This window comes from Accumulibacter sp. (genome assembly GCF_029255125.1).
In the GTDB taxonomy this organism is placed as follows: Bacteria; Pseudomonadota; Gammaproteobacteria; order Burkholderiales; family Rhodocyclaceae; genus Accumulibacter.
Window position 1 is genome coordinate 55,386 of sequence record NZ_JAPUVR010000102.1, and the last position, 24,216, is coordinate 79,601.

General features: G+C 65.1%; 18 protein-coding genes and 1 tRNA gene. 11 read left to right on the plus strand and 8 right to left on the minus strand.

Features of this window, described 5'->3' with window-relative positions; genetic code table 11:
* Positions 1-6: 6 nt before the first annotated feature.
* Positions 7-1,191, minus strand: a complete 1,185-nt coding sequence (alaC, locus tag Q1L59_RS10355; RefSeq protein ID WP_300331849.1) for an alanine transaminase — start codon at positions 1,189-1,191, stop codon at positions 7-9.
* A gap of 152 nt (positions 1,192-1,343) precedes the next feature.
* Here alaC and Q1L59_RS10360 point away from each other — a divergent pair, with 152 nt between their 5' ends.
* The gene (locus Q1L59_RS10360; protein ID WP_300331852.1) at positions 1,344-1,715 is read left to right on the plus strand and encodes an Mth938-like domain-containing protein; all 372 of its coding nucleotides are present in this window, start codon (positions 1,344-1,346) and stop codon (positions 1,713-1,715) included.
* 95 nt (positions 1,716-1,810) lie between these two features.
* On the opposite strand, the gene Q1L59_RS10365 is transcribed toward Q1L59_RS10360, so the two are convergent.
* A complete protein-coding gene (locus tag Q1L59_RS10365) occupies positions 1,811-2,512 on the minus strand; it encodes a Bax inhibitor-1/YccA family protein (RefSeq protein ID WP_300331855.1) in 702 nt (233 codons plus the stop codon).
* A 270-nt stretch (positions 2,513-2,782) separates the two neighbouring features.
* Between Q1L59_RS10365 and Q1L59_RS10370 the strand changes: the two genes are divergently transcribed.
* Positions 2,783-2,870, plus strand: a tRNA-Ser gene (locus Q1L59_RS10370).
* 473 nt (positions 2,871-3,343) lie between these two features.
* On the opposite strand, the gene Q1L59_RS10375 is transcribed toward Q1L59_RS10370, so the two are convergent.
* Entirely contained in the window at positions 3,344-5,569 is a 2,226-nt protein-coding gene (locus tag Q1L59_RS10375) for a bifunctional (p)ppGpp synthetase/guanosine-3',5'-bis(diphosphate) 3'-pyrophosphohydrolase (protein ID WP_300331858.1), read from the minus strand.
* Positions 5,570-5,725: 156 nt separating this feature from the next.
* On the opposite strand from Q1L59_RS10375, the gene Q1L59_RS10380 reads away from it, so the two are divergent.
* The 4 genes from Q1L59_RS10380 (at position 5,726) to Q1L59_RS10395 (ending at position 9,778) form a co-directional block, all read left to right on the plus strand.
* Positions 5,726-6,628 carry a DMT family transporter gene (locus Q1L59_RS10380; protein WP_300331861.1) on the plus strand — a complete coding sequence of 301 codons (903 nt, stop codon included), beginning with the start codon at positions 5,726-5,728 and terminating at the stop codon, positions 6,626-6,628.
* Positions 6,625-7,434 (plus strand): M90 family metallopeptidase, encoded by an 810-nt coding sequence (locus Q1L59_RS10385; RefSeq protein WP_300331864.1) that lies wholly within the window; start codon positions 6,625-6,627, stop codon positions 7,432-7,434. The genes Q1L59_RS10380 and Q1L59_RS10385 overlap by 4 nt, the downstream gene beginning before the upstream one ends.
* A gap of 110 nt (positions 7,435-7,544) precedes the next feature.
* Positions 7,545-9,164, plus strand: coding sequence for a response regulator (locus Q1L59_RS10390; RefSeq protein WP_300331867.1), 1,620 nt, complete (start codon positions 7,545-7,547; stop codon positions 9,162-9,164).
* 2 nt (positions 9,165-9,166) lie between these two features.
* Positions 9,167-9,778 carry an ATP-binding protein gene (locus Q1L59_RS10395; protein ID WP_300331870.1) on the plus strand — a complete coding sequence of 204 codons (612 nt, stop codon included), beginning with the start codon at positions 9,167-9,169 and terminating at the stop codon, positions 9,776-9,778.
* Positions 9,779-10,079: 301 nt separating this feature from the next.
* Here Q1L59_RS10395 and Q1L59_RS10400 read toward each other — a convergent pair whose 3' ends face one another.
* From Q1L59_RS10400 to Q1L59_RS10415, 4 genes are all read right to left on the minus strand, one after another.
* The gene (locus Q1L59_RS10400) at positions 10,080-10,364 is read right to left on the minus strand and encodes an HU family DNA-binding protein (protein WP_300331872.1); all 285 of its coding nucleotides are present in this window, start codon (positions 10,362-10,364) and stop codon (positions 10,080-10,082) included.
* Positions 10,365-10,520: 156 nt separating this feature from the next.
* Positions 10,521-13,364 carry an excinuclease ABC subunit UvrA gene (gene uvrA, locus Q1L59_RS10405; RefSeq protein WP_300331875.1) on the minus strand — a complete coding sequence of 948 codons (2,844 nt, stop codon included), beginning with the start codon at positions 13,362-13,364 and terminating at the stop codon, positions 10,521-10,523.
* A 238-nt stretch (positions 13,365-13,602) separates the two neighbouring features.
* Positions 13,603-16,443, minus strand: a complete 2,841-nt coding sequence (locus Q1L59_RS10410; protein ID WP_300331877.1) for an EAL domain-containing protein — start codon at positions 16,441-16,443, stop codon at positions 13,603-13,605.
* Positions 16,443-18,086 carry a FecR domain-containing protein gene (locus tag Q1L59_RS10415; protein WP_300331880.1) on the minus strand — a complete coding sequence of 548 codons (1,644 nt, stop codon included), beginning with the start codon at positions 18,084-18,086 and terminating at the stop codon, positions 16,443-16,445. The genes Q1L59_RS10410 and Q1L59_RS10415 overlap by 1 nt, the downstream gene beginning before the upstream one ends.
* Before the next feature lie 136 nt (positions 18,087-18,222).
* On the opposite strand from Q1L59_RS10415, the gene Q1L59_RS10420 reads away from it, so the two are divergent.
* A complete protein-coding gene (locus tag Q1L59_RS10420) occupies positions 18,223-19,404 on the plus strand; it encodes an MFS transporter (RefSeq protein WP_300331919.1) in 1,182 nt (393 codons plus the stop codon).
* A 35-nt stretch (positions 19,405-19,439) separates the two neighbouring features.
* The gene (locus Q1L59_RS10425; protein WP_300331882.1) at positions 19,440-20,315 is read left to right on the plus strand and encodes a lipid A biosynthesis acyltransferase; all 876 of its coding nucleotides are present in this window, start codon (positions 19,440-19,442) and stop codon (positions 20,313-20,315) included.
* 436 nt (positions 20,316-20,751) lie between these two features.
* Here Q1L59_RS10425 and Q1L59_RS10430 read toward each other — a convergent pair whose 3' ends face one another.
* Positions 20,752-22,275, minus strand: a complete 1,524-nt coding sequence (locus tag Q1L59_RS10430) for a hypothetical protein (RefSeq protein ID WP_300331885.1) — start codon at positions 22,273-22,275, stop codon at positions 20,752-20,754.
* 284 nt (positions 22,276-22,559) lie between these two features.
* Here Q1L59_RS10430 and rpsP point away from each other — a divergent pair, with 284 nt between their 5' ends.
* Genes rpsP through trmD form a run of 3 tightly spaced genes read left to right on the plus strand, consistent with a single transcriptional unit; the run spans position 22,560 to position 24,193 of the window.
* The gene (rpsP, locus tag Q1L59_RS10435) at positions 22,560-22,814 is read left to right on the plus strand and encodes a 30S ribosomal protein S16 (RefSeq protein WP_300331922.1); all 255 of its coding nucleotides are present in this window, start codon (positions 22,560-22,562) and stop codon (positions 22,812-22,814) included.
* A 3-nt stretch (positions 22,815-22,817) separates the two neighbouring features.
* Positions 22,818-23,393: a ribosome maturation factor RimM gene (rimM, locus tag Q1L59_RS10440; protein WP_324565928.1), complete on the plus strand. Its 576-nt coding sequence runs from the start codon at positions 22,818-22,820 to the stop codon at positions 23,391-23,393.
* A gap of 35 nt (positions 23,394-23,428) precedes the next feature.
* The gene (gene trmD / locus Q1L59_RS10445) at positions 23,429-24,193 is read left to right on the plus strand and encodes a tRNA (guanosine(37)-N1)-methyltransferase TrmD (RefSeq protein WP_300331928.1); all 765 of its coding nucleotides are present in this window, start codon (positions 23,429-23,431) and stop codon (positions 24,191-24,193) included.
* Positions 24,194-24,216 lie beyond the last annotated feature (23 nt).

Sequence of the window (24,216 nt, forward strand, 5' to 3'; positions counted from 1 at the left end):
CCGCTCCTAAAGCAAGCCGTCTTTTCGGAACATGTCCTTGATCCCGCGAACCGCCTGGCGCGTGCGCTCCTCGTTCTCGATCAGCGCAAAGCGGACATGGTCATCGCCGTATTCGCCGAAGCCGATTCCGGGCGACACCGCGACGCGCGCCTCGCCGAGCAGTTTCCGCGCGAAATCAAGCGAGCCCATCTGCTCGTAGGCGGGCGGAATCTTCGCCCAGATGTACATCGACGCCTTCGGCACCTCGACCATCCAGCCCGCTTCGTGCAGCCCCTTGGCGAGCACGTTGCGCCGGTTCTGGTAGGTCTGGCGCACTTCGGCGACGCAGTCCTGCGGCCCATCGAGGGCAATCACCGAGGCCACCTGGATCGGTGTGAACGTCCCGTAATCGTGATAGCTCTTGATGCGCACCAGCGCATGGCAGAGATCGGCGTTGCCGACCATGTAGCCCACCCGCCAGCCGGCCATGTTGTAGCTCTTCGACATCGTGAAGAACTCGACGGCGATCTCGCGCGCACCCGGTACCTGCATGATCGACGGCGCCTGATAGCCGTCAAAGACGATGTCAGCATAGGCCAGATCGTGCACCAGGAGAATATCGTGCTGGCGGGCGATCGCCACGACGCGCTCGAAGAAAGCAAGGTCGACGCAGCGTGCTGTCGGGTTGCTCGGAAAGCCCAGGATCATCATCTTCGGTTTCGGGATCGACTCGCGGATCGCGCGCTCGACCTCCTCGAAGAAATCGACCTCGGGCGTCATGCGCACGGCGCGCACGTCGGCGCCGGCGATGATCGCTCCGTAAATGTGAATCGGGTACGATGGGTTCGGCACCAGGACCGTGTCGCCACGATCGAGCGTCGCCAGCATCAGGTGCGCCAGCCCCTCCTTCGAGCCAATGGTCACCACCGCCTCGCTTTCCGGATCGAAACGCACGTCATAACGCCGCTGATACCAGTCGCAAATCGCTCGCCGCAAGCGCGGAATGCCTTTCGACAGCGAGTAGCCATGCGTGTTTTCGCGCAACGCCGCCTCGACCAGCTTGTCGGTAATGTGCTGCGGCGTCGGACCATCCGGGTTGCCCATGCTCAGGTCGATGATGTCTTCGCCCCGGCGACGGGCGGCCATCTTCAGTTCACCGGTGATGTTGAAGACGTAGGGTGGCAGACGCTTGATGCGGGAAAACTCTTTCATGGTGCGGACTCGGAAGGCGTGCAGCGTATTCGGTGCTCGGCGGCGGGCGCCGGTCGGTCACGGCGACCGGCGCCGACCTTGGCGGGGATCAGCGAAGCGCCGCCGGCAAAAAGCTATAATCGTACTTTAACGTTTCCTGTCCCGCAATTTTGATGAAGCTGCAACTCGACCGCCCGGAAGGCCTGAACACGTTTACCGCGTACGGCGACGACTATGTCAGCGTGAACGGCGTGCGCTATCGATGCAATCTGCTCGTCCTGCCCGAGCACCTGATGCCGGACTGGAGCAGTGCGACCTCGGCTACCTTTTCGCTCGCCGACGGCGCAATCCTTGCCGGACTCGACGCCGAGATCGTCCTTCTTGGCACCGGCAAACAACTGCGTTTTCCGCCGCCTGACTTGCTGCAGCCGCTGATCGCGCAGCGCAAGGGACTCGAAGTGATGGATGTCCAGGCAGCCTGCCGAACCTACAACATCCTGCTCGGCGAAGGACGCAAGGTGGCGGCCGCCTTGTTCCTCGTCTGAGCAATGCGGGCGTGCTCGGCGCAGAATTCGCGCAACAGCCGAAAAACAAAGGCGGCCATCCGGCCGCCTTCGGCAAGTCCACAAGCGGACTTTGTTCAGTCGCGATCGCCGCTAAAGAACATCAGCAAATTCAGCAAGCTGACAAAGACGTTGTAGATGTCCAGATAGACTGCCAGCGTCGCCGAAATGTAGTTGTCCTCGCCGCCGTTAACGATCCGGCTGATGTCATACAGAATGTACGCCGAGAAAACCAGGACGGCGACCGCCGAAATGGTCAGCGACAGGGCCGGAATCTGGAAGAAGATGTTGCCCAGCGCGGCGAGCAGAACGACGATCATGCCGACGAACAGGAACTTGCCGAGAAAGCTGAAATCGCGCTTGCTCACCGTCGCCACGCCGGCCAGCGCAAAGAAGATCACGCCAGTCCCGCCGGCTGCCATCGCGATCAGCGAACCGCCATTGCTGAAGCCAAGCGCGACCTGCAGGATGCGCGAAAGCATCAGCCCCATGAAGAAGGTGAAGCCGAGCAGCAGCACGACGCCCATGCCGCTATTCTTCGTCCGCTCGATTCCCCACATGAAGCCGAAGGCGATGCCCAGGAAGAGCAGGAAGGACATCAACGGGCTGCCGGCGAGGAAGGAGAACTTCAACTGGACGCCAGCGACGGCGCCGATCACCGTCGGCAGCATGCTCAGTGCGAGCAGCATGAATGTATTGCGCAACACGTTGTTGCGCTGAACGGCAAGATCCAGACTTGACTGATGGCTTACTTGATACGGTTGATACTGCGGTTGCATGGTGTTCCTCCTGTGCAAGGGAAGTGCGATTACGCCCCTAAGACTAGCCAATTCCGGCAAAAGTTTCAATCGCCATCGTCGCTCGATGAGGCTAACAGCGCTGCTGCGCGGTACGCCTGAGAGCCCGCTCCTGCATCTCATGCTATCATCCGTCGCGCCCGACGGTCAGCCACGAGGCCAGCAGCGAGACCAGCGCGATCCATCAGCGCGTGGCGCGAGCGTAGCAGAATGGTCGATTGCACCGACCTTGAGAAGCGTAAAGTGGTTGCAGGAAGCTTGGCAGAGTGGTCGATTGCACCGGTCTTGAAAACCGGCATACCGTAAGGTATCCAGGGTTCGAATCCCTGAGCTTCCGCCAATAAGATAATAGGCCTATGTATTTCCGGGCGGGGCAAGACGGGTCACGCAGGGCGTCTGGTGGAGCCCGCGCCGGGCTCGCATCAGCGGTGCTCAACTGCGAGAGCAGGTGTCGAGGCGACTTCCGCGGAAACCCCTAGCCTCGCCCTACGTTCCAGGCGTGGTCCATGCACTCGGCGTGCTTCGATCGCCTTCCCGCAAGCAAGCGGCGCGCTGTTACGCGCCGTGTTCGGCGCTGGCTGGAACAGCGAGACCACGACCCCTCTGTTGGCGTGACGCCGGCATACGGGGAGATGTGCGCACGCACGTGTGGGCGACGCTCTTCACCGTCGTGCACGGCGAACACGACGCCAGGCCACCTTCGCACGACAAGCGGGGTCGAGAAGCGCGAACGTCCAGCCGCGGATTGCGGCTCGTCTTTCCAGGCGCAGATCGTTGCATGCTTGTCGTCGCGCCGCCTGAACGATGGAAGAGTCAGGCGCGGCGTACCTCGACGACGCCGGGAACCTCGTGCAGCAAGGCCAGCGTACGGTTGAGCTGGGCGATGCTGCCGACTTCGGCGGTAAAGCCCATGCGGGCCTGGCCCTGGCGCGAGAGCGTGTTGACCGCAATCAGGTTGATCTTCTCGCGCGACAGCACATCGGAGACATCGCGCAGCAGCCCTTGCCGGTCGCGCGCTTCGATCACGATATCGACCGCAAATACGCCGTCGGCCTTGGTTCCCCAACTCGTCTCGATGACGCGTTCCGGGTGCATGTTGCGCATGTTCTCGAAGTTGCTGCAGTCGACGCGGTGCACCGAAACGCCGCGCCCGCGCGTGACGAAGCCGACGATCGGGTCGGGCGGCACCGGTTTGCAGCAGCGCGCGAGTTGGGTCAGCAGGCGATCGACGCCGACGATCAGTATGCCCTTCTCGGCCACATCGCTGTCGCGCTGCTCGCGCACCGCCAGTTCGTCGGCCGCCTGCTCCTCGGGCGCCGTCTCGCCGCCGCGCAGTGCGGCCTGCAACTGGCGCAGGCTGACCTTGGCGCGCGCCAGGGCAATGAACAGGTCGTCCGCCTGGGCAAAGCCGAGCCGCGTTGCCAGGTCGTCGATGCTGAATCCGCTCTGGCCCAGGCGCTGCAGCTCGCGGCCGACGATGGCGCGGCCTTCGGCCAGCGTCTCTTCCTGCGCCACGGCGGCAAACCACTGGCGTACCTTGACCCGCGAGCGATGCGTGAACAGATAGCCAAGCTGCGGGTTGAGCCAATCGCGTGAGGGTCCGCCATACTTGGCGAGGACGATCTCGACGCGCTGTCCGGTGGCCAGTTGTGTATTGAGCGGAACGAGTGCGCCGTCTACCTTGGCGCCGCGGCAGCGATGCCCGATGTCGGTATGCACGCGGTAAGCGAAATCGACCGGCGTTGCACCCCGCGGCAGGTCGATTACCCGACCCTGCGGGGTAAGGACGTAGACCGTCTCGTCGAACGCTGCCTGCTTGTAGTGTCTGATCCAGTCCGACGAATCGGCCACCTCGTCGCGCCAGACGATCAACTGTCGCAGCCTTGCGATCTTCTCGTCGTAACGGTCCTCGGGCGACGCGCGCCCGCCTTCCTTGTAACGCCAGTGCGCGGCGACGCCAAGTTCGGCGTGCCGATGCATGTCGCGCGTGCGAATCTGAACCTCCAGCGCGCGACCGTCCGGGCAATGCACCGCGGTGTGCAGCGAGCGGTAGTCGTTGCCCTTCGGATGCGCGATATAGTCGTCGAACTCGTGGGCGATCGGCGACCAGATGTGGTGCACGATGCTGAGCGCCGTGTAGCAGTCCTTGACCTCGTCGACGATCACGCGCAGCGCCCGCACATCGTATACCTGTGAGAAATCGACCGCCTTGCGGCGCATCTTGTTCCAGATGCTGTAGATGTGCTTCGGGCGGCCAGACACCTCGGCGTTCAGCACGCCGGCCGCGGCCAGCTCGCTTTTCAGGCGATTGGTCGCTTGGCTGATGAAGAGTTCGCGCTCGCCGCGCTTCTCGTCCAGATGACGGGCAATGTCCTTGTAGATCTCGGGGTGGAGGAAACGGAAGGCCAGGTCTTCCAGTTCCCACTTCAGCTCCCAGACGCCGAGCCGGTTGGCCAGCGGCGAATAGAGCTCGAGCGTCTCGCGCGCAACCGGTACGCGCAAGTCGTCGGGTTCGGCGGCAAAGTGGCGCAAGGTCTGCGTTCGCGAAGCCAGGCGGAGGAGGACGACGCGAATATCCTCGACGGTAGCGAGCAGCATCTTGCGTAGAATCTCGACCTGCGCCTTCGTTTCCTGCGCGTTCTTCTCGCTACTCGTCGCCGCTTGCGCGGCGAAGCCGCGCGCAATCGGCCGCAGCCGGTTGAGCCGCGAGATCCCGTCGACCAGTCGGGCGACGCCGCTACCGAAATCCGCTTCGAGCAACGCCACGCCACGTTCGAGCCAGGCCGGTACGGCAAAGAGCAAGGCGGCGACACGTGCATCGGCGTCGAGCTTCAGGCCGGCGACGATCAGCGCCATCCCCAGTGCGTGATCCCAGACTCCCTCATCGCTTCCCAGGCGACGGTCGTCGTACACCGCTTGCGCCAGGTCGACCGCCTGGCGCAAGCGGGCTACGTCGTCCGCCGCCAGTCCTTCGGCGAGTGTCTGGAGAGAGTGTTCAAGGTCGCTCTGCGCGGCGACCGAGTGCGTAACGGAGACCATTGGACGATTATACGGGCTCGGCAAGCGTTATATTCTGACCCAGAGCAATCCATAAACGCCCGGCCGTCGGTGGCGCGCGCTTCGCTGCCGGCGTTTTCCGGCACCCCGCTCAGGCATAATGCGCCCTTTGCCGCCTCTGCCTGCCGGCCACCCACGATGCTCGACCGCTTGCGTCACCCTTACTTGTTGCTCGCGCTGACGACGCTCTTCTGGTCGGGCAACATGGTGCTCGGGCGAGCCCTGCGCGGCCAGGTGCCGCCGCTCACCCTCGCCTTCTGGCGTTGGGCAATCGCTTTCCTGCTCGTCCTGCCGCTTGCCTTGCCGCACTTGCGGCAGCAGTGGCCGCTGTTGCGCCACGCCTGGCCGGCGGTCGTCATCCTCGGCCTGCTCGGCGTCGGCGGCTACAACACGCTGGCCTATATCGGTCTCAACTACACGCCGGCGACCAACGCCGTCCTGATCAACTCGTTCATCCCGATCGCCACGATCACCCTCTCCTGGGCGCTGCTGAAGAAGCGCCTGCAGCGCGTCGAATGGCTTGGCGTCCTGGTCTCGTTCGTCGGCGTCACCAGCATCGTCTGTCGCGGCGACCTGCAGACGCTCGCCACACTGAGCCCGAACGTCGGCGACTTGTGGATGCTGGGCGCGGTCTTCACCTGGGCACTCTACACCATCGGCCTGCAGTGGCGCCCGGCCGGGGTAGACCCGATGCTGCTGCTCGCCGCCCTGACCGGCGTCGGCCTGTGCCTCCTCGCTCCGGCCTATGCCTGGGAGCTTGCCCAGGGGCGGACGATCGTCGTCTCTGCCGGATCGCTCGCCGGCATTGCCTACACCGGAATCTTTCCCGGCTTTCTCGGCTATGTCTTCTACAACCGTGCGGTGGGCGAAGTGGGTGCCAATCGGGCCAGCCTTTTCCTGCACCTGATGCCGGTGTTTGGCACCGTCCTTTCCGCGATCTTTCTGGGCGAACTCCCGCAAGCCTACCACGCCGTCGGCATCGCCTTGATTTTCATTGGAATCTATCTGACGACGATTTTTCCCCAGACGAAACGCCGATGATCGATAAGCTTCTTGCCTGGTGGCGCAACCGCCCGCTCACCGCCCCCATCCCTGACGGCGTCTGGCAGCGCGTCGTCGGCTCGCTGCCCTTCCTCGCCGCATTGAGCGCCGAAGAGCAGGCGCGCTTGCGTCGGCTGGCGCGTGAATTCCTCTCGAAAAAGGAATTCACACCGGTCGGCGGCGTCGTCCTCAACGACGAGATGTGCGTCTCGATCGCTGCGCAAGGCTGCCTGCCGATCCTCGAACTCGGCCTGGACTACTACCGCGGCTGGGTCGGGATGATCGTCTATCCCGATGAATTCGTCATCCCGCGCAGCATCGAAGATGAATTCGGCGTCGTTCACGAGTACGACGAACGTGCTTCGGGTGAAGCCTGGAGCGGTGGCCCGCTGCTGATTTCCTGGCGCGACGCACAGATGGCTGGCAGCGGTTACAACGTCGTCATCCACGAGTTCGCGCACAAGCTCGACATGCTGAGCGGCGAAGCCGATGGCGTTCCACCGCTGCCCGCCGGTCTGCCACGCGCCGAATGGGAAGGCGTCTTGCTTGCCGCCTACGAAGACTTCGCGGCACGCGTCGAGGCGGTTCGGGACAACGTCGCCGAGCTGCCGTTCGACGCCTACGCGGCGGAAAACCGCGGCGAGTTCTTCGCCGTCATGAGCGAGGCTTTTTTCGAAACACCGCTCGTCCTGCGCGCCGAATATCCTGCGCTTTACGCCCAACTCACCGCTTTCTACCGGCAGAACCCGGCAGCCCGTAGCGCTGCCAGTGCCAGCGGTACGGCGTCCGATTGCGCTTATAATTGATCCATGACCGGTACAGACAACGACGAGCAGTGCAGGAAAGGTACGGACTGCGCCTGATTCGCCTCGTCCACCGCCAGCCCCCTTGCTTCCCAGCGTAGATGCGCGCGCACATGGCCCAGCAGACCCCGTACAGCGACAAGCGCTTCCTGATCCTCGACGACCAGGCGGAAATGCGCAGTTCGTTGCGCAGCCAGGTCGGCAGCCTGGGCTGCGAGCAGGTAACGACCGCCGCGTCGGTGCGCGACGCCCTGCAGAAACTCAGCGTCGGCAGCGTGGACGTGATCCTCTGCGATTTCTATCTCGGCGGCGGCACCGATGGTCAGCAGTTCCTCGAGTACCTGCGCACCCGCCGGATCATCGGGCGCGGCGTGCTGTTCATCATGGTCACGGCTGAAAAAGGCTATGAAAGCGTCGTTACTGCTGCCGAATGCCTGCCCGACGACTATCTGCTCAAACCGTTTACCGCCGATGCACTGCGCCAGCGCCTCGAGCGCCTGCTTGAGCGCAAGCGCCGCCTGGCGCGTATCGACCAGTTGCAGGATGCCGGCAACTGGATCGGCGCTGCCAGTGCCTGCGACGAAATCATCGCCGCGCGCGACCGCTACCTGGTCGACGCCCTGCGCATCAAGGGCAACGCGCTGGTTCAGGCCCGGCAGGCGGACAACGCGATCGCCTTCTACCGCCAGGTTCTCAGCATGCGGCCGCTGCCCTGGGCGAAACTCGGTCTGGCGCGTGCGCTGCAGCAACAGGGCAGCGCTGAAGCGGCGAAGCAGGTTCTCGGCGAGTTGATCGACGCAGCGCCCAAGCTGACCGCCGCGTACGATCTGCTCGGCAAACTGCATCAGGACAGTGGCAACACCGACGCGGCAATCGAGATCCTCGACAAGGCGTGCCGCGTCGCACCAAATTCGCTTGCCCGCCAGCGCTCGATCGCCGCGGTCGCCGAGCAGAAGGGCGACTTCGCGCGCGTCGAACAGGCGCTTGGCCAGGTGATCAGGAAGACCCGCCACTCACCGCTACGCGAAACGGCAGACTTCGCCCGCCTCGGCAACGCTTACTGTGAAATGGGCGAGGCTGGCAAGGCGGTTGACCTGCTCGAAGAAGCGCGTGCAACTGGCAAGGAAGCTGCCGCCGATCCGCTGCTGGCGGCGGTCGAAGCGATTGCCCAGAAAAAGGCGGGAAACGCTGAAAAAGCCGCCGCCGCACTTGAACGCGCACTCCAGGCGGACCCGGCGGCGCTCACCGACGACGCCGCGCTGAACCTTGCGCGCGCGTGCCTGCTGGCGGGCCGGCAAGACTCGGCGCAGGGTATCCTGCGCCGGCTTGTGCAGGGAAATCCGGAGGCAAAGCAACTGCACGAACGAATCACCGCCGTCCTCCGCGACAACGGCGCGCCCGATCTGGCCGAGCAACTCGTTGCTGAGAGCATTCGCGAGATTGTCCAGCTCAACAACGAAGCGGTGCGCCGCGCCAAGGCAGGCGATGTTGCAGCGGCGGGCGAAATGCTCTGCGAGGCTGCACATCGTCTGCCGACCAATCTGCAAATCATGGCCAACGCGGCGCTCGTCGTCTATCTCGACATTTTCCGCAACGGGCTCGACAGCGAAAAACTGCGCTCGGCGCAGGCTTTTCAGCAAGCCGTTCAGGCGCAGCAGCCAAACCACCCGAAGCTGGCCGAGATCGCCGCGCTGGTCGAGCAAGTCCGCAGCAAGTACGCGCGCAGCGACTAGGCATGGAGTTCGTCGACCTCGCGGCACTTACCGTGCATGGCGTCAAGAACCGTCTGGCCATTCTTGCCGCGCGCGCGGAAGCCAGAGGCGATCGCGAGACGCTGCGCGACGCGCTGGAGGCGGCCGCCACCCTCAGCCGCCTGCTCGCTTGCTACAAGGCCGAGAAAGGGCAACTGACAGCCGACATCGAGGCGTGCACACCGGCCGATCTGGTCGCCGAGCTGGTCGCCGAAGTCCGCCAGCAGACAGCCTTGACCATCAGCGCCGAACTCGAGAGCGCGCCCGAACTCTGGTTTTACGACGAACACCTGATTCGCATGGTTATCCGCGACGCGATCTACAACGCGCTGCGCTACGCCCGCCGCGAGGTCATCATCGCTGCGCGCACGCGCGCCGGCTGGCTGGACCTCGGCGTGCGCGACGACGGGCCCGGCTACCCGCCGCAAATCCTCGCTCGCGCCGCCGGCAGTTGGCCGCTCAGCCGGGAAGGGACCGGCCTCGGCCTGTACCTCGCCGACCGCGTGGCTGCCCTGCATTGCAACGGCGAGCGGCATGGTCGCGTCGAACTGGCCAACTCGGGTGGCGCGGCTTTCCACCTGCTGCTGCCCGAGTAGAAACGCCGGTCGGCGCGAAGGTGACCGATGCTCGGCAGTTGGCCGGCAAAAAGCGGAAGACGGGGTCAGGCAGCAACGAGGTGCGCGGGGAGAAGAAGGGCGTAGCTTTGGCGCGCAAGAGCCAGCGCCGACGACAGATCAGGAGAACGACTTCGTCGGCGCTGGAAACCACCCGAGCGGGCGGCGCAAGCTTGCCGCCAGAGGCTGGGCAAGAATATCCCGAATGACTTTCCGTTGCTGCCGCCGGGACTGCGGGACGGGAAATCTGGCGTCGCCGGAGGCGTAGACGCGCACGGCTGAACTACTCGTCCTTCCCGGCAACTCTGGTCTTGAAGCCGGCACCCGCCGTGAACTTGGGTACCGTTGTCTGCGGAATCATGATCTTGGCGCCGGTCTTCGGGTTCTTCCCCTCGCGCGCGGCGCGCCCGCTCGCTCTGAACGAGCCAAAACCCACCAGCGTGACGGTCTCGCCCTCGGCAACTGCGTCGACAATCGTGTCGACCACCGCGTCCAGAGCTTTCGCACAGGTTGCCTTGGAGAGTTCAGTGCGGGCCGCAATCGCGTCGATCAATTCAGATTTGTTCATGATGTCTCCTGTGGTGGTTGAGTGCCCTGCAAACCTTCAATTCTGGCATTCCAGGGGCGGCAAAGGAAGCGAAACACGCAAAACGCAAATTCTGGCATGGAATTGGACGGGTCAGCAGAATTTTTCCGCGCTGCAGCAAGCCAGTCCTCGGCGCGCTCAGCGCCGCGCCAAGAGCGGCGCCAGGAAGCGACCGCTGTGGCTTTCGGCAATGCGCGCAATCTGCTCGGGCGTGCCCGCGGCGAGCAGGCGACCGCCGCCGTCGCCGCCGTCCGGGCCAAGGTCGATCAACCAGTCGGCGGTCTTCACGACATCGAGGTTGTGCTCGATGACGACGACCGTGTTGCCATGATCGACCAGACGATGGAGAACCCGCAATAACATTTCGATATCCTGGAAGTGCAGACCGGTGGTCGGCTCGTCGAGAATGTAGAGCGTCTTGCCGGTGTCGCGCTTGGACAGTTCGAGCGCCAGCTTGACGCGTTGCGCTTCGCCGCCGGAGAGCGTGGTCGCCGCCTGACCGAGCGTGATGTAGCTCAGGCCGACATCGACCAGGGTCTGCAGCTTGCGTGCGACGACCGGCACGGCGGCGAAGAAAACGTGCGCCGCTTCGACCGTCATCTGCAGCACATCGTGGATGTTCTCTCCCTTGTACCTGACCTCCAGCGTTTCGCGGTTGTAGCGTTTGCCCCGGCAAACGTCGCAGGGCACATAAACGTCTGGCAGAAAGTGCATTTCCACCTTGAGGACACCGTCGCCCTGGCAAGCCTCGCAGCGTCCGCCCTTGACGTTGAAGGAAAAGCGCCCGGCTGCGTAGCCGCGGGAGCGCGCTTCGGGGACGCCGGCAAAGAGTTCCCGAATCGGCGTCAGCAGGCCGGTGTAGGTCGCCGGGTTGGAGCGCGGCGTGCGCCCGATCGGGCTCTGATCGACGTTGATCACCTTGTCGAACTGCTCGAGGCCGACAATTTCGTCGTGCGCAGCGGGTTCCCCGGTCGAGCCATAGAGACGGCGCGCGGCGGCGGCGTAAAGCGTGTCGTTGATCAGGGTCGACTTGCCCGAACCGGAGACGCCGGTAACGCAGGTGAACAGACCGAGCGGCAGGGCGACCGTGACGTTCTTCAGGTTGTTGCCGCGCGCTCCGACGATCGTCAGCATCCTGTCCGCCTGCGGCGGCCGGCGCTGTTCACGCGGGCTGATCTGGCGCCGGCCGGCGAGGTAATCGCCAGTCAGCGAAGCCGGGTTGCCGATGATCGCCTGCGGGCTGCCCTCGGCAACGATGAAGCCGCCGTGCACGCCGGCGCCCGGCCCGATGTCGACCACATGGTCGGCGTGGCGGATCGCGTCCTCGTCGTGCTCGACGACGATCACCGTGTTGCCGATGTCGCGCAGATGCTGCAGCGTCTTCAGCAGGCGGGCGTTGTCGCGCTGGTGCAGGCCGATCGACGGTTCGTCGAGGACGTACATGACACCGGTCAGGCCGGAACCGATCTGTGAGGCGAGCCGGATGCGCTGTGCCTCGCCGCCGGACAGCGTTTCGGCCGAACGGTCGAGCGACAGGTAGTCGAGTCCGACGTCGATCAGAAACTGCAGGCGACTGACGATTTCCTTCAGCACCTTCTCGGCGATCTGCGCCTTGTTGCCCGGGAGCTGCAAGGCGAGAAAATAGCCGCGCGCTTCGGCCAGCGGCAGACGGCTGATTTCGTGCAAGGTGCGCGCCTTGTCGCGCGTGCCGACGCGCACATTGCGCGCTTCTTCGCGCAGGCGGCTGCCGGCGCATGCCGGGCAGACCCGATTGCTGATCAGGCGCGCCAGATCCTCACGCACGCTGTGCGAATCGGTCTCGCGGTAGCGCCGTTCGAGGTTGACGACGATGCCTTCGAAGCTGTGCCGGCGGACGCTCGTCTGGCCACGCTCGTTCACATAGCGAAAGGGCAGCTCCTCGCGCCCGGAACCGTAGAGGATGACTTGCCGGAAGTTTTCCGGCAAGTCGCGAAACGGCGTGTCTACAGCAACACCGTAGTGCTCGGCGAGCGAGCAGAGCATCTGGAAGTAGAACGGTGTGCGCCGATCCCAGCCGCGGATTGCGCCGGCGGCGAGCGACAGTTCGGGATGCACAACGATGCGCTGCGGGTCGAAGAACTGGATGACGCCGAGTCCATCGCATTTCGGGCAGGCGCCGAGCGGGCTGTTGAACGAGAAGATGCGCGGTTCGAGTTCGGACAGCGAGTAGGTGCACGCCGGACAGGCGAAACGGGCGGAGAACAGGTGTTCGTGCGCGCTGTCCATCTCCAGTGCGATGGCGCGTCCGTCGGCCTGACGCAAAGCGGTCTCGAACGACTCGGCCAGGCGCTGGCGCATGTCGTCGCGCACGCGCAGGCGATCGACGACGACATCGACGCTGTGTTTTTGCGTCCTGGCGAGCTTCGGCAGCGCGTCCATTTCGTAAATCCCGCCGTCGATGCGCAGGCGAACGAAGCCCTGCGCGCGCAGTTCGGCGAACAGCTCGATCTGTTCGCCCTTGCGGTTGGCGACGACCGGGGCCAGGATCATCATCCGCGAACCCTCGGGCAGCGCCAGAACGTGGTCGACCATTTGCGCAACGGTTTGCGCGGCAAGCGGCTGTTGGTGCTCAGGGCAGTAGGGCGTACCGGCGCGCGCGTAGAGCAGGCGCAGGTAATCGTGAATCTCGGTCACCGTGCCGACCGTCGAACGCGGGTTATGGCTGGTCGCTTTCTGCTCGATCGAGATGGCCGGTGAGAGGCCTTCGATCAGATCGACATCCGGCTTTTCCATGCGCTGGAGGAACTGCCGGGCGTAAGCTGACAAGGACTCGACGTAGCGCCGCTGCCCTTCCGCGTAAAGCGTGTCGAAGGCGAGCGACGACTTGCCCGAGCCTGACAGACCGGTAATCACGACCAAGCGGTTGCGCGGCAGGTCAAGATTGATATTCTTCAGGTTATGTGTGCGCGCCCCGCGGATCCTGATCAGCTTCGTTTCGTCCATGATGGGTCGCCGCAGCGCGGCGTCGGCTAACCTGCGCAGTGCAGGAGGGGGGAGAATCGGGGAAGCAAGTCCGCCGCCAGGCGGCGCAGTATAGGTGCCTCGATCGACAAGCGTCAACGAGCTGACATCCCGCTCCACTAGTCGCCCGTTCGAGTCGCCGCCGGGTGCCTTTGGCGAAGCGCGCTGGCGGCCGCGAGGCCCATCGTGATGCGCTCAGCGCTACGCGTCGATCGCGGGCCTACTCGCTGCCCTCGCCGGTGCGCGGCGTGGCGAGGCGCATCCAGCCTCTGACCTCGTCGGCCGCCAGTGGTCGTGCAAAATGGTAGCCCTGCGCACTGTCACAGCCATGTCCGGCAAGAAAGGCGAGCTGTGCTTCGTGCTCGACGCCCTCGGCAACCACCGTCATGCCCATGCCGTGCGCCAGGGCGATCGTACCGCGTACGATTGCTGCGTCGTCGCTGCGATGGGCGATCCCGGCGACGAAGCTGCGGTCGATCTTCAGTTCCGAGATTGGGAAACGCTTCAGGCACGAGAGCGACGAGTAGCCGGTGCCAAAGTCGTCCACGGCCACTGCGACCCCCAGGCGGGCAATGCTCGTCAGAAGCGTGGCGACGAAGTCGACGTTGTGCATCGCGGTCGATTCGGTCACTTCGATCTTCAGGCTGGCCGGGCTGATCCGGCTCGCCGCCAGCGCCTGGCCGATGACCTCGACGATCGCCATGTCGGAACACTGCCGCGCCGAAACATTCACCGCCACCGGAACTACTTGCCGTCCTTCAGCGGCCCAGCGCGCGACCTGCGATGCCGCTTCCTGGATCACCCACTCGCCAATGCTGCGGATCAAGCCACTTTCCTCGGCCGCCGGAATGAAGGCTTCCGGCCGAATCAGGCCAAGGCCCGGCTGACGCCAGCGGATGAGCGACTCGAGCCCGACCAGACGCCCGCTGCCTACCTCGATCTGCGGTTGATAGTGCAGTTCGAACTCCCGATTGACCAGCGCCCGGCGCAAAGCCGTTTCGACCGCCAGACGCTCGCGCGACCAGGTGTTCATCTCGGCCGAATAGAAGGCGAAGCCATCGCCGCCGGTACGCTTGACCCGATACATCGCCTTGTCCGCCATCGACAGCAGATGATCAGCGTCGTTGCTGTCCTGTGGGCCAATGCTCACGCCAATGCTGCCCGAAACGACCAGCCCGTCGTCGTCCTCGCTTGCCACCTCGCGCTCCAGCAGTTCGTGGATCTTGGTTGCCACGGCGGTAATCGCGGCGCGGTCGTTGGCGCCATCGACGAGAACGATGAACTCGTCGCCACCCCAGCGCGCGACCGTATCCTCTGCGCGAACCGCATTTGCCAAACGGTCGGCGACCACTTTCAGTACGTGATCGCCGGTCGGATGCCCGAGACTGTCGTTGATCCGCTTGAAGCGGTCGAGGTCGACGAAAAGGACGGCGACCATTTTCCCCGAGCGCCGCGAACGCGTCAGCGTTCGCCGCAGGCGGTCGATCAGGAGCGTACGGTTAGGCAGACCGGTCAGGGGATCGTGCGTCGCCTGATGTTCCAGGCGCGAGGTGAAGGCCAGCGCGTCGGTCACATCGTTGAGCACCAGCACAACGCCCTGCTGGCCGTTGCCGATCGGCGCCAGCGTCGCGCGCAAGGCGCAAGTCTGCCCGTCCGGCGAACGCCAGGAGAGCGGTTCGCTGATCCGTACCGTGCTGCACGTGTCGCGGCAGTTGGCCAGCATCTCGCTGACCCGCTGAGCATCGTCCGAGCAGGCAGCAAGAAAGTCGCGCAAGGTCTGTCCGCGGACCGCGCCCAGCTCGACCCCGGCCAACTGTTCGGCCACCGGGTTGAGGTAGACGACCCGCCCGTTGCCATCGACCGTCAACACCGCTTCGGCGATCGAGTGGAGCGTAGCATCGGCGTTCAGGCGGGCGCGCAGCAGCGAGCGACGGGTGCGTTTCAAGTGCAGCGACAGCGACCACAGCATACCCGCCGCCAGACCGATCATCGCTGCCGCCGGCGGAACCCAGAACTGGCCCGCGGTGAGAATCGCGGCGCTCGCCATGGGCGGCACAAGGATGAGCAAACTGGTCATGCGCACCGACCGGGTATTGCGCAAGGCCTGGATGAACGGGGCGAAAGCGAGGATGCACACGGTAAACAGCAGCGTGAAGAGCGGCTGCACCGTCTGATAAACCTGGCCGCTACGCAGCGCCTCGTACGCGCGGGCATGAAACTCTACCGCAGTCATCGGGCCGCCGGCGCTCGGCGTGGTCAGAGGGGCGGCCAGACCGATTGCCGTCGTGCCAACAAAGACCGCCTTGCCGCGCAATCCGGCAATGCTGTCGGTGCGGTTCAGGAGGTCGAAAGCGGAGATCGTCGGCAAGCTTCCCGCGCGTTCCGGCGTGGGCAGCAGCAACTCATCCTCGCGCACCCAGTAGGGCGCAACACGCCCGCCCGACGGATTGCCTGGGGCGGCCTGCGCGGTCGTCGTTTCGCTGCTGGCAGCGGCCACCTCGCGCACCGCGACCGCCAGCGCGCGCCACTCCGGCCCGGCGAGACCGGCGCGCCGGAAGATGCGCCGCACCAGTCCATCGGCATCGACTTCGACATCGACATGGCCGAGCGCAGCGTGGTTGATCAATTCGATCGCGGGCAGGATGGCGCTGACGCCGGCCCGACCGCTGTCCACCCCGGCCGGCGCCAGCGCCAGCACGCCGCGCCCGGAGCGAGCCAGCGCGGCAGCCAGGCGTTCGTCGCCGGGCGCCGTTTCCGGGAAGAGAATGGCGATGCCGATGGCCGCCACCTGCGCTTCGGTGAGGCGGTCGATCACTTCGGCGTGCACACTGCGCGGCCATGGCCAAGCGCCGAGCGCGTGCAGGCTGCGTTCATCGATGGCGACGACGGCGACCTGCGGCGGCGGACCGGGTGCCCGGACCAAGGGTTCGAGCGCGTCGTAGAGCATCAGGTTGAGCCGTTGCAGCGGCACGACTTGCGCGAAATCAGCCAATCCGGCGAGTACGATGATGATCAGCCAGCCGACCCGGTGCCCGAGCCAGTCACGCGACCGACGCCCCATCAAAAAACGATCAGCAGGGTCGCGGCAACCATCAGCAGGATAGGCCAGTAGTTGCGAGTGACCTCGACCCTCTGCGTTTCGCCCCATGGGCTTGCCGGCTGACCCGGCGCGAGCGTCCGCACACGGACGAAGTAGACGCCCGCCGCGGGCTTGTCGATCGATAGTACCGGCTGGCTTGTTTCAGCCTCGATCACCTCGCTGGCAAACGCCTGGTCAGGGCTCAATTGAAGCTGATAGCGTTCGTCGGGTGCACCGGCCCGCCAGCGCAAATTGAGCCGATTGCCCGCCTGCTGAGGAGCATCGACGGTCGGACTCGCGGGCAGCCGGCGAAAAGGCTGCGCGTCCGAAAACGGCCCTTCGCCATCGACTGGCGTACGCCGTGCCACGCGCCAGTAGTACTGGCCCAGCGGCAAGGCGTGCGGCGCGACGAAAGGTGGTCTGGCGATCTCCCCGACATCGACCAGCAATGGCGCAAATTGCGCATTGCTGGCGAGCTGGAAACGATAGTCGCCCGGCGCGCTGCCTTCGCTCCAGAGAAACGCCGGACGCTCGTCGACGACGATTCCGTCCGGCGCCGGCTGGCGCAACATCGGCGGTTCGGGGCGCGCATGAATGACGACCTGGCGGTTGGCATCAAGCCCTTCGAGCCCGTTCGCATCGATCGCCCGAACGCGTACGAGGTAGCTGCCATTGGCCAGGTCAGCCGAACTCGTCGCGCGCGGTGCCTGGCTCACGCGATCCGAGGCGACGGCCGAAAACCCGGGCAGCGGCGCCAGTTGCGTCCGATAATATAAGGCTCCGGTGACCGCTGGGAAGGCGAACTGCAGCGGCAGACGATCGAGGCGCTCGGGCATTTGGTCGAGCTGCGGTGCGGCGAGCAGCGCCACTGGTCGGGCTGGCGGGCGCCCCGCGTGGGCCAGAGAACCCCGGCCGTCACCGACCACCGCCCGGCCAGCGCGGTTGGCGAGCAGCACCGAACCCTCCAGCGTTTCCGCGCGCAGCGCGTCGTCGTGCGCGACGATGCGGAAACGAGTGCCGCGCACGGCGGCAACGGCGGCGGGCGTGTCGATGACGAAACGCCCGCCGCCGTTGCTCGGCTGCCGTTGAACGGCATTTTCGAGCCGGCCGCGGCGCAGATCGATACGCACCTGCTGCGCCGCAGCGACGGGTAAGCGCGCGAGGTTGACCAGGCGCAACTCGGAATCGGGTCCAAGCAGGCTGCGGCTGCCATCGGGGTACTCGATCGCCAGGCTGCTCTCGGGCCCCGTCCGCACGCTCGCTCCGAGCGTCACCGCCATGCCGGTTCTCAGCGCGAGGCGCTCTTCACCGCGCACCATTTCGGCCGCCCCGCGCAGATCGACGATTCGCGCAACCACGGAAGTCGGCCGTAACCATGCTACCGGAATGCGCAGCCGCTGGCCCGGGATGATGCTGTTCGCCTCAGTGATCTGGTTGTATTCCTGCAGGGCAGGCCAGAGACGAATGCTCTTCAGATAGCGCTGGGTGAGATTCCAGGGATTGTCGCCCGGGCGAACGACGTACACGAAGTCCTCGGCACAAAACCCGGACGAGCCGCCGGCGAGGAGAACAGCCATCAGGACGCCGCACTTGCCAAGCTGCCAACCAAGCTTTGATTTAACCATCGTGCGTTCGATCCGTCTGGTTCCTCGACCGCCGAGTCACCGTCGGGTCGCCTCAACAAACCTGCTAATATACGCGATCCCGCCAACCGGCACCAATCCCCGCCGCAAGCCGATGCCCGCCTCACCTATCGACCGCATGAGCCGCGAAGAATTGCGCGGCGGCCTCAGTCTGGCCGCCGTCTTTGCCTTGCGCATGCTGGGACTGTTCCTGATTCTGCCCGTCTTCGCCATCTACGCGCAACACTTGCCCTCGGGCAATGACGCCGCGCTGGTCGGCGCCGCGCTCGGCGGCTATGGTCTGACCCAGGCGTGTCTGCAGATCGCCTACGGCGCGGCGTCCGATCGCTTTGGCCGCAAACCGGTCATCGTTTTCGGATTGCTCGTCTTTGCCATTGGCAGCTTCGTCGCCGCACTTGCTGGCGACATCCACGGTGTGATCGCCGGACGCGTTCTGCAGGGGGCCGGCGCGATCTCGGCCGCGGTCACCGCGTTGGCCGCCGACCTTACGCGCGAGCAGCACCTGACCAAGGTGATGGCGATGATCGGCTCGTCGATCGGCCTGGTCTTCGCGGTGTCGATGGTCGGCGGCCCGCTGCTCTATGTCGCCATCGGCATGCCGGGAATCTTTTCCCTGACCGGTGTCCTCGCCCTGCTGGCGATTTTCGTGGTCGTCAGAATCGTTCCCTTGGCGCCGGCCGTTGCGCGTCAGCCGGCCTGGCAGAGTTTTCTCGAGGTGCTCGCCGATCGCCAGTTGTTGCGCCTCAATTTCGGTGTCTTCGCACTGCACCTGATGCTCACCGCGATGTGGGTGCTGCTGCCGGTCGAACTGCTGACCACTGGCAGCCTGCCGGTCGCCGAGCACTGGAAGATCTATCTGCCGGCGCTTTTCGTCTCTTTCGCCGTCATGGTTCCGGCGATCATCGCCGCCGAGCGCTATGCCCGGTTGAAGCTGGTCTTCAATTCGGCGATCGTCCTGCTCATCGCCGTGCCGGCGGGTTTTGCCTTTTTCGCCCACGACGTGCTGGGACTGGCCTGCTGGCTGACGGCGTTCTTCATTGCTTTCAACATTCTGGAAGCAACCCAGCCGTCGCTCATCGCGCGCATCGCGCCGCCGCATGCAAAAGGGGCAGCGCTCGGCGTCTACAACACGACGCAGTCGCTCGGCCTGTTTCTCGGCGGTGTCGTCGGCGGATCACTCGCCAAGTACGCGGGCGCGGGTGCCGTCTGGGCAGGCAGCGCCTTGCTCGCCATCGTCTGGCTGCTGCTCGCACTGACCATGCGCATGCCGGCTGCGCGCGGTCGCCCGGCGGCGGCCTAGACCGCGCACCTGCCTGCCCCGACAAACGAACGCGAATGTTCAGCCGCGTGCTCGTCGCCGTACTCTGGCTGTTGCACTTCCTGCCGCTGGCGCTGCTCGCGCGCCTCGGCCACGCCCTCGGGGTTGCGCTGTTTGCCTTCGCTGGTCGGCGCCGGCACATCGTCCTGGTCAACCTGGGCCTTTGTTTTCCGGAACTGTCTGCCGCACAGCGCGAGGACCTGGCCCGGGCGCATTTCAAGGTTCTCGGACGCAGCCTGCTCGAGCGCTCTCTGCTCTGGTGGGCAAGCCGCGAGCGCCTGGCTCGCCTGACGCGGGTCGAGGGGGCCGAACGCATCGGCGAGTTGAGCGCCGCTGGCCGGCCGGTGCTGATGCTGACACCGCATTTCGTCGGCCTGGACGCCGGCGGTATCGGCATCGCCATGCGCTATGACAGCGCGAGCATCTACGCCGAGCAGTCGGACCCCGTCTTCGACCGCTTGTTGTACCGCGGGCGGCGACGTTTCGGCGACCAGTTGCTGCTCTCGCGCCAGGACAGCGTGCGAGCAAGCATCAAGGCAATGAAGGCGGGCCGCCCGCTCTACTACCTTCCGGACATGGATTTCGGCGCCCGCGATTCGATCTTCGTTCCCTTTTTCGGCGTGCCGGCCGCGACCATCCCCGGCCTTTCGCGCCTCGCCCGGCTCGCCGACGCCGCCGTCGTTCCTGTCATCACGCGCATCCTGCCGGGCGGACAGGGTTATGTCGTGACCGTCGGCGAGCCGTGGACGGACTTCCCGACCGCCGACATCGTGGCTGATACACGCCGCATGAACGCCTGGATAGAAGATGCCGTACGCACCATGCCCGAACAGTATTACTGGGTTCACCGTCGCTTCAAGACGCGTCCGGCGGGCGAAGCGCGTCCGTACTGAACGGCGGAAGCATCGCCAGTGTGCAGGGAGTTGCCAAGGGACGCTGTTTGTCGCCTGGTTGGTTGATCCTTGTCATCCTGCCTGAAGTACTGGTCGCGACTCTACCCCCATGCTCATCCGAAGATCCGTCGCGGTGGCGCTCGGAAGAGCAAGAGAACACGTTCTGGGGCAGCCCCGTCCCACTCTCCGCTTGGCGAGCGGCTCGCGCGCAGCGGGCGCGCGTCAGCTACCTTACCTGACCGCGTGCAGGTGGTCGGCGCCGACGATACAGACTGCACCCAGCCGGAAATGCCGCCCGCGCGGCTTGCTGATCGGCGCGACGCCTTGCGCCGCGTGCTCGACCGCTCGCTACGCGAAGCCTGTCCCGATGTGATCGAACAAGGCTGCCGAGCGAGCGTGTAGATCGCTCGTGTCCCATCGCGCTGCCGAGCCAAGCTCACTCGGCCGGATCATGTTCCGGTTCGATCGACAGGATGTCGACGCTCGTCGTCTGCTCGTCGATATGGGTGCTGGTGACCTCCCGGATCGAAAGGTTTTCTGATTCGATGACCAGGACCATCCGATTCTGCCGCCTGGCGAGCGCGCCCGCGGAAGCGACCAACAGTTCGACCGGGCGCAGACGGGGGATTTCGGGCAGGAGCAGCACGCGCAGATACTGGGTACCCAGGTTTTCCGATGGCTGCGCCAGGACAGCCGCGACGGCGCTTGGCGCGAGAATCTGAAGGCCGAGTTCCAGGTGCTCGGGATTTTCCGACAGAGCCCAACGAACGATGCAGATCTGCCACTCGTTTTCTGATCCGGTGCGTACCGCAACGACGCCGCCAACTGCAAGCGCTCCTGTCTTGCCGGACAGATGCATGACGGCATAACCTTCGGCGCTTTCGTTAGTGATCATCCAGGTCGATAACTCTGTCGCGGTCGACTCGCCCTTTCGGCAGACGTGCCAGAGGTTGTCCAACCCGGCTGCGAGCAGCGTGCGCGTGTTCTGTCGTCGGCGCTGGAAGCGACGTTTACCCGAACCGCTCCAGCGCGCGAGCAAGCGACGAAGTAGGCCCAGTCCGGCCGGACTCTCGGCAAAATCGGACAGGTCGAGACGGCGTGCCGGCGTGCCTGCTTCGAGCGCATGTATCTGGTTTCTGATCAGCAGGCAAAGGCGGGCGCACGAGAAGTACTCGATGGATGCCGTCTGTGGTGAAGCCTTGCGCTGAGAAGACGAGGCCGGCAGGTCGCGCGTCGGATCGATCCAGAAGGTGCCAGGACTGGCCGCGGCGGTTGCCGATGCCGGCTCGAGGTGATCGGCAAAACGCTCGAAATACGAGGTCAGAAAGACGACCTCCGGCGGTGTCAGCGATGCTGGATGCGCGCAGCCCAGAAGAACAGCGGCGTGATAGACGTGCTGCAGACTGCTGTCCAGACCGTCCGGCACCGCCGCGGCCAGGTGCAGGCGCTGCGCCGTCGCATACGTTTGATGCAGTTGCTGCCAGGCGCCGACGCGCGACGGTGCGGCAATCAGATGGCAGACCATCAGTTGCTGCGCAGACGCTTGCAGGCTTCGCCACAGGGCTAGCGTCGGCGACAGGCTGGGGTGGTGAACCGATGGCTGATGCTGCGGATCGAGTTGCTCGACAAGGGCGAGCGTCTCGTCGGCCATCACCTGCAGCAGATCAACGATGCTGCGGACCAGCCGGCGGGTTTTCGGGGCGACTGGAAGAGCACGCTCGGTGAGCGTCGGCACGAGGCGGCCGACCACCGCCGCAGCACGAATGTACAAGCCATCGAGGGCGACCGCCCGCTGCTGCAACGCGCCGGGTGTCTGGCGCAAGCCCGCCAGGTGCGCGCGCAGCGTCGGCAGTTCCTCAGCGGGGTGCGGCGCCGACGGCGACTCAAGCCAGTTCAGGATGGCCTGACTGTCTGCTGGCAGTCCGCTGGCGTCGTTGACGTTCGGGGCGGTCTTGGTCATCGGGCTACCTGCCTTGCCGGCTGGCGTCCTTGCGCCGGCAAGCCTGTCCTGCCGTGCACGGCGGTGGAGAGAAAGGACTGCCGGGCAGTCCAAGTTGCTCGTCATGAAACCTGGGCATGTTGACTGGCTACTCCCGTTTCTTGAAATTATACCCGCGTGGCAGCTCGGCTGCGCGACGGTTTCCACCGCTCTACCGGCGGCAGGACGAAGTTCCTACCGATCTCGCTCACCCACTGCCTTCTTGCTATAATCCGCGCTTTTTCCTCGATTTGGAAGAGACTACCATGGTTGTTATTCGTCTGGCTCGTGGCGGCGCAAAGAAGCGTCCCTTTTACAATATGGTGGTAGCCGACGGACGGGCGCGGCGTGACGGCCGGTTCATCGAACGGATTGGTTTCTATAACCCGCTTGCCGCAGAGAAGGAGCAGGGATTGTACGTTGCTGCCGATCGCCTTGCCTATTGGCAAGAACAGGGGGCGCAGCCTTCGGCAACCGTCACGCGTTTGCTCAAGCAGGCTGCCGTCAAAGCGGCAGCCTGAGCCTTGCCCCTGCTTGCGGCTAGCGCCGACGGCAATCGCCCGACGCAGCTCGACGAGGGTGCGCCGGCCGACCTGGTCGTCCTGGGACGAATTGGCGCTGCCTATGGGGTGCGCGGCGCGGTGCATGTACAGCCTTTTGCCGACGATCCGGCGGCGTGGTCGACCCTGCCGCAGTGGTGGCTCGGCCGCGACAGCGATGAACTGCACGGGTGGCGGAGCTTTGGCCTGCGCCGCTGCACGCTGCGCGGTGACCGCCTGCTCGCCTGCCTGGACGGAGTGGCCGATCGGACTGCAGCCGAGGCCTTGCGCGGACTGCTCGTCGGCGTCTCCCGGCAGGCTCTGCCGCCGACTGGGAACGGCGAGTATTACTGGGTCGACCTGGTCGGCCTGGAGGTGACGAATACGCGGGCGGAGTCACTCGGGCGCGTCCTGGGGTTGCTGGAGACTCCGGCCAACGCCGTCTTGCGCGTTGGTGATGGTGTTGGCGAAGAGCGTTTGTTGCCCTTTGTCGGGGCAGTCGTGCTCGAGGTCGACCTGGCCGGGCGTTGCCTGCGAGTCGACTGGGAAGCCGACTGGTGAGCCAGGCGGAAGTGCCGACGACATCGGGCAGCACGCTGCTGATCGATGTCGTCACGCTCTTTCCCGAGATGTTTGCCGTCCTGTCGCAAGGCGGCGTCGCACGGCGGGCGCTGTTTGCCGGCGCTTGGTCCTTGCATCTTTGGAACCCGCGTGATTTCACGCGCGACCGGCATCGCACCGTCGATGACCGCCCGTTTGGCGGGGGTCCCGGAATGGTGATGATGGCGGGGCCGCTGGCGCAGGCGATCGAGGCTGCCCGGCAGCGGCAACGGGATGCCGGCGGCAACAGTCGGGTCATCTGCCTGTCGCCGCAGGGGGCGCTGCTGACCCATCAGCGGGTGCTGCATCTGGCGCAGAGCGAGACCGCACTGGTGCTCGTTTGTGGGCGCTATGAGGGAATCGACGAGCGGTTGATCGAGGCGTGCGTCGATGAGGAAATTTCGATCGGAGATTTTGTGCTCTCGGGCGGCGAGATCCCGGCGCTGGCGCTGATCGATGCGGTGGTCAGGCAGTTGCCGGGGACGCTGAACGATGCCGCGTCGGCGCTGGAAGATTCTTTCTGCGCCGGTTTGCTGGATTGTCCGCACTATACGCGGCCCGTGGAGTACGCAGGAAAGCGTGTGCCGGGGGTGCTGTTGTCCGGTCATCACGCAGAGATTCGGCGGTGGCGCCTGCAGCAGGCGCTCGGCCGGACCTGGCAGCGTCGGCCGGACCTTCTGGCACGGCGTGCCTTGACAACAGCGGAAACGCAACTCCTGGTGCAGTTTCAGGAGCAATGCGGTCAGGAAAACAAAGCGTAATTCGCCTCTATGGAGTCAAAAAC

Excerpts from the sequence above, each read along its gene's own strand:
- Q1L59_RS10390 (WP_300331867.1), top strand. The coding sequence starts at position 7,545 with ATGGCCCAGCAGACCCCGTACAGCGACAAGCGCTTCCTGATCCTCGAC.
- Q1L59_RS10375 (WP_300331858.1), bottom strand. The coding sequence starts at position 5,569 with ATGGTCTCCGTTACGCACTCGGTCGCCGCGCAGAGCGACCTTGAACAC.
- Q1L59_RS10410 (WP_300331877.1), bottom strand. The coding sequence starts at position 16,443 with ATGGGGCGTCGGTCGCGTGACTGGCTCGGGCACCGGGTCGGCTGGCTG.
- Q1L59_RS10385 (WP_300331864.1), top strand. The coding sequence starts at position 6,625 with ATGATCGATAAGCTTCTTGCCTGGTGGCGCAACCGCCCGCTCACCGCC.
- Q1L59_RS10380 (WP_300331861.1), top strand. The coding sequence starts at position 5,726 with ATGCTCGACCGCTTGCGTCACCCTTACTTGTTGCTCGCGCTGACGACG.
- Q1L59_RS10360 (WP_300331852.1), top strand. The coding sequence starts at position 1,344 with ATGAAGCTGCAACTCGACCGCCCGGAAGGCCTGAACACGTTTACCGCG.
- rpsP (WP_300331922.1), top strand. The coding sequence starts at position 22,560 with ATGGTTGTTATTCGTCTGGCTCGTGGCGGCGCAAAGAAGCGTCCCTTT.
- Q1L59_RS10420 (WP_300331919.1), top strand. The coding sequence starts at position 18,223 with ATGAGCCGCGAAGAATTGCGCGGCGGCCTCAGTCTGGCCGCCGTCTTT.
- alaC (WP_300331849.1), bottom strand. The coding sequence starts at position 1,191 with ATGAAAGAGTTTTCCCGCATCAAGCGTCTGCCACCCTACGTCTTCAAC.
- Q1L59_RS10400 (WP_300331872.1), bottom strand. The coding sequence starts at position 10,364 with ATGAACAAATCTGAATTGATCGACGCGATTGCGGCCCGCACTGAACTC.
- Q1L59_RS10430 (WP_300331885.1), bottom strand. The coding sequence starts at position 22,275 with ATGACCAAGACCGCCCCGAACGTCAACGACGCCAGCGGACTGCCAGCA.
- Q1L59_RS10365 (WP_300331855.1), bottom strand. The coding sequence starts at position 2,512 with ATGCAACCGCAGTATCAACCGTATCAAGTAAGCCATCAGTCAAGTCTG.
- Q1L59_RS10395 (WP_300331870.1), top strand. The coding sequence starts at position 9,167 with ATGGAGTTCGTCGACCTCGCGGCACTTACCGTGCATGGCGTCAAGAAC.
- Q1L59_RS10415 (WP_300331880.1), bottom strand. The coding sequence starts at position 18,086 with ATGGTTAAATCAAAGCTTGGTTGGCAGCTTGGCAAGTGCGGCGTCCTG.
- uvrA (WP_300331875.1), bottom strand. The coding sequence starts at position 13,364 with ATGGACGAAACGAAGCTGATCAGGATCCGCGGGGCGCGCACACATAAC.
- Q1L59_RS10425 (WP_300331882.1), top strand. The coding sequence starts at position 19,440 with ATGTTCAGCCGCGTGCTCGTCGCCGTACTCTGGCTGTTGCACTTCCTG.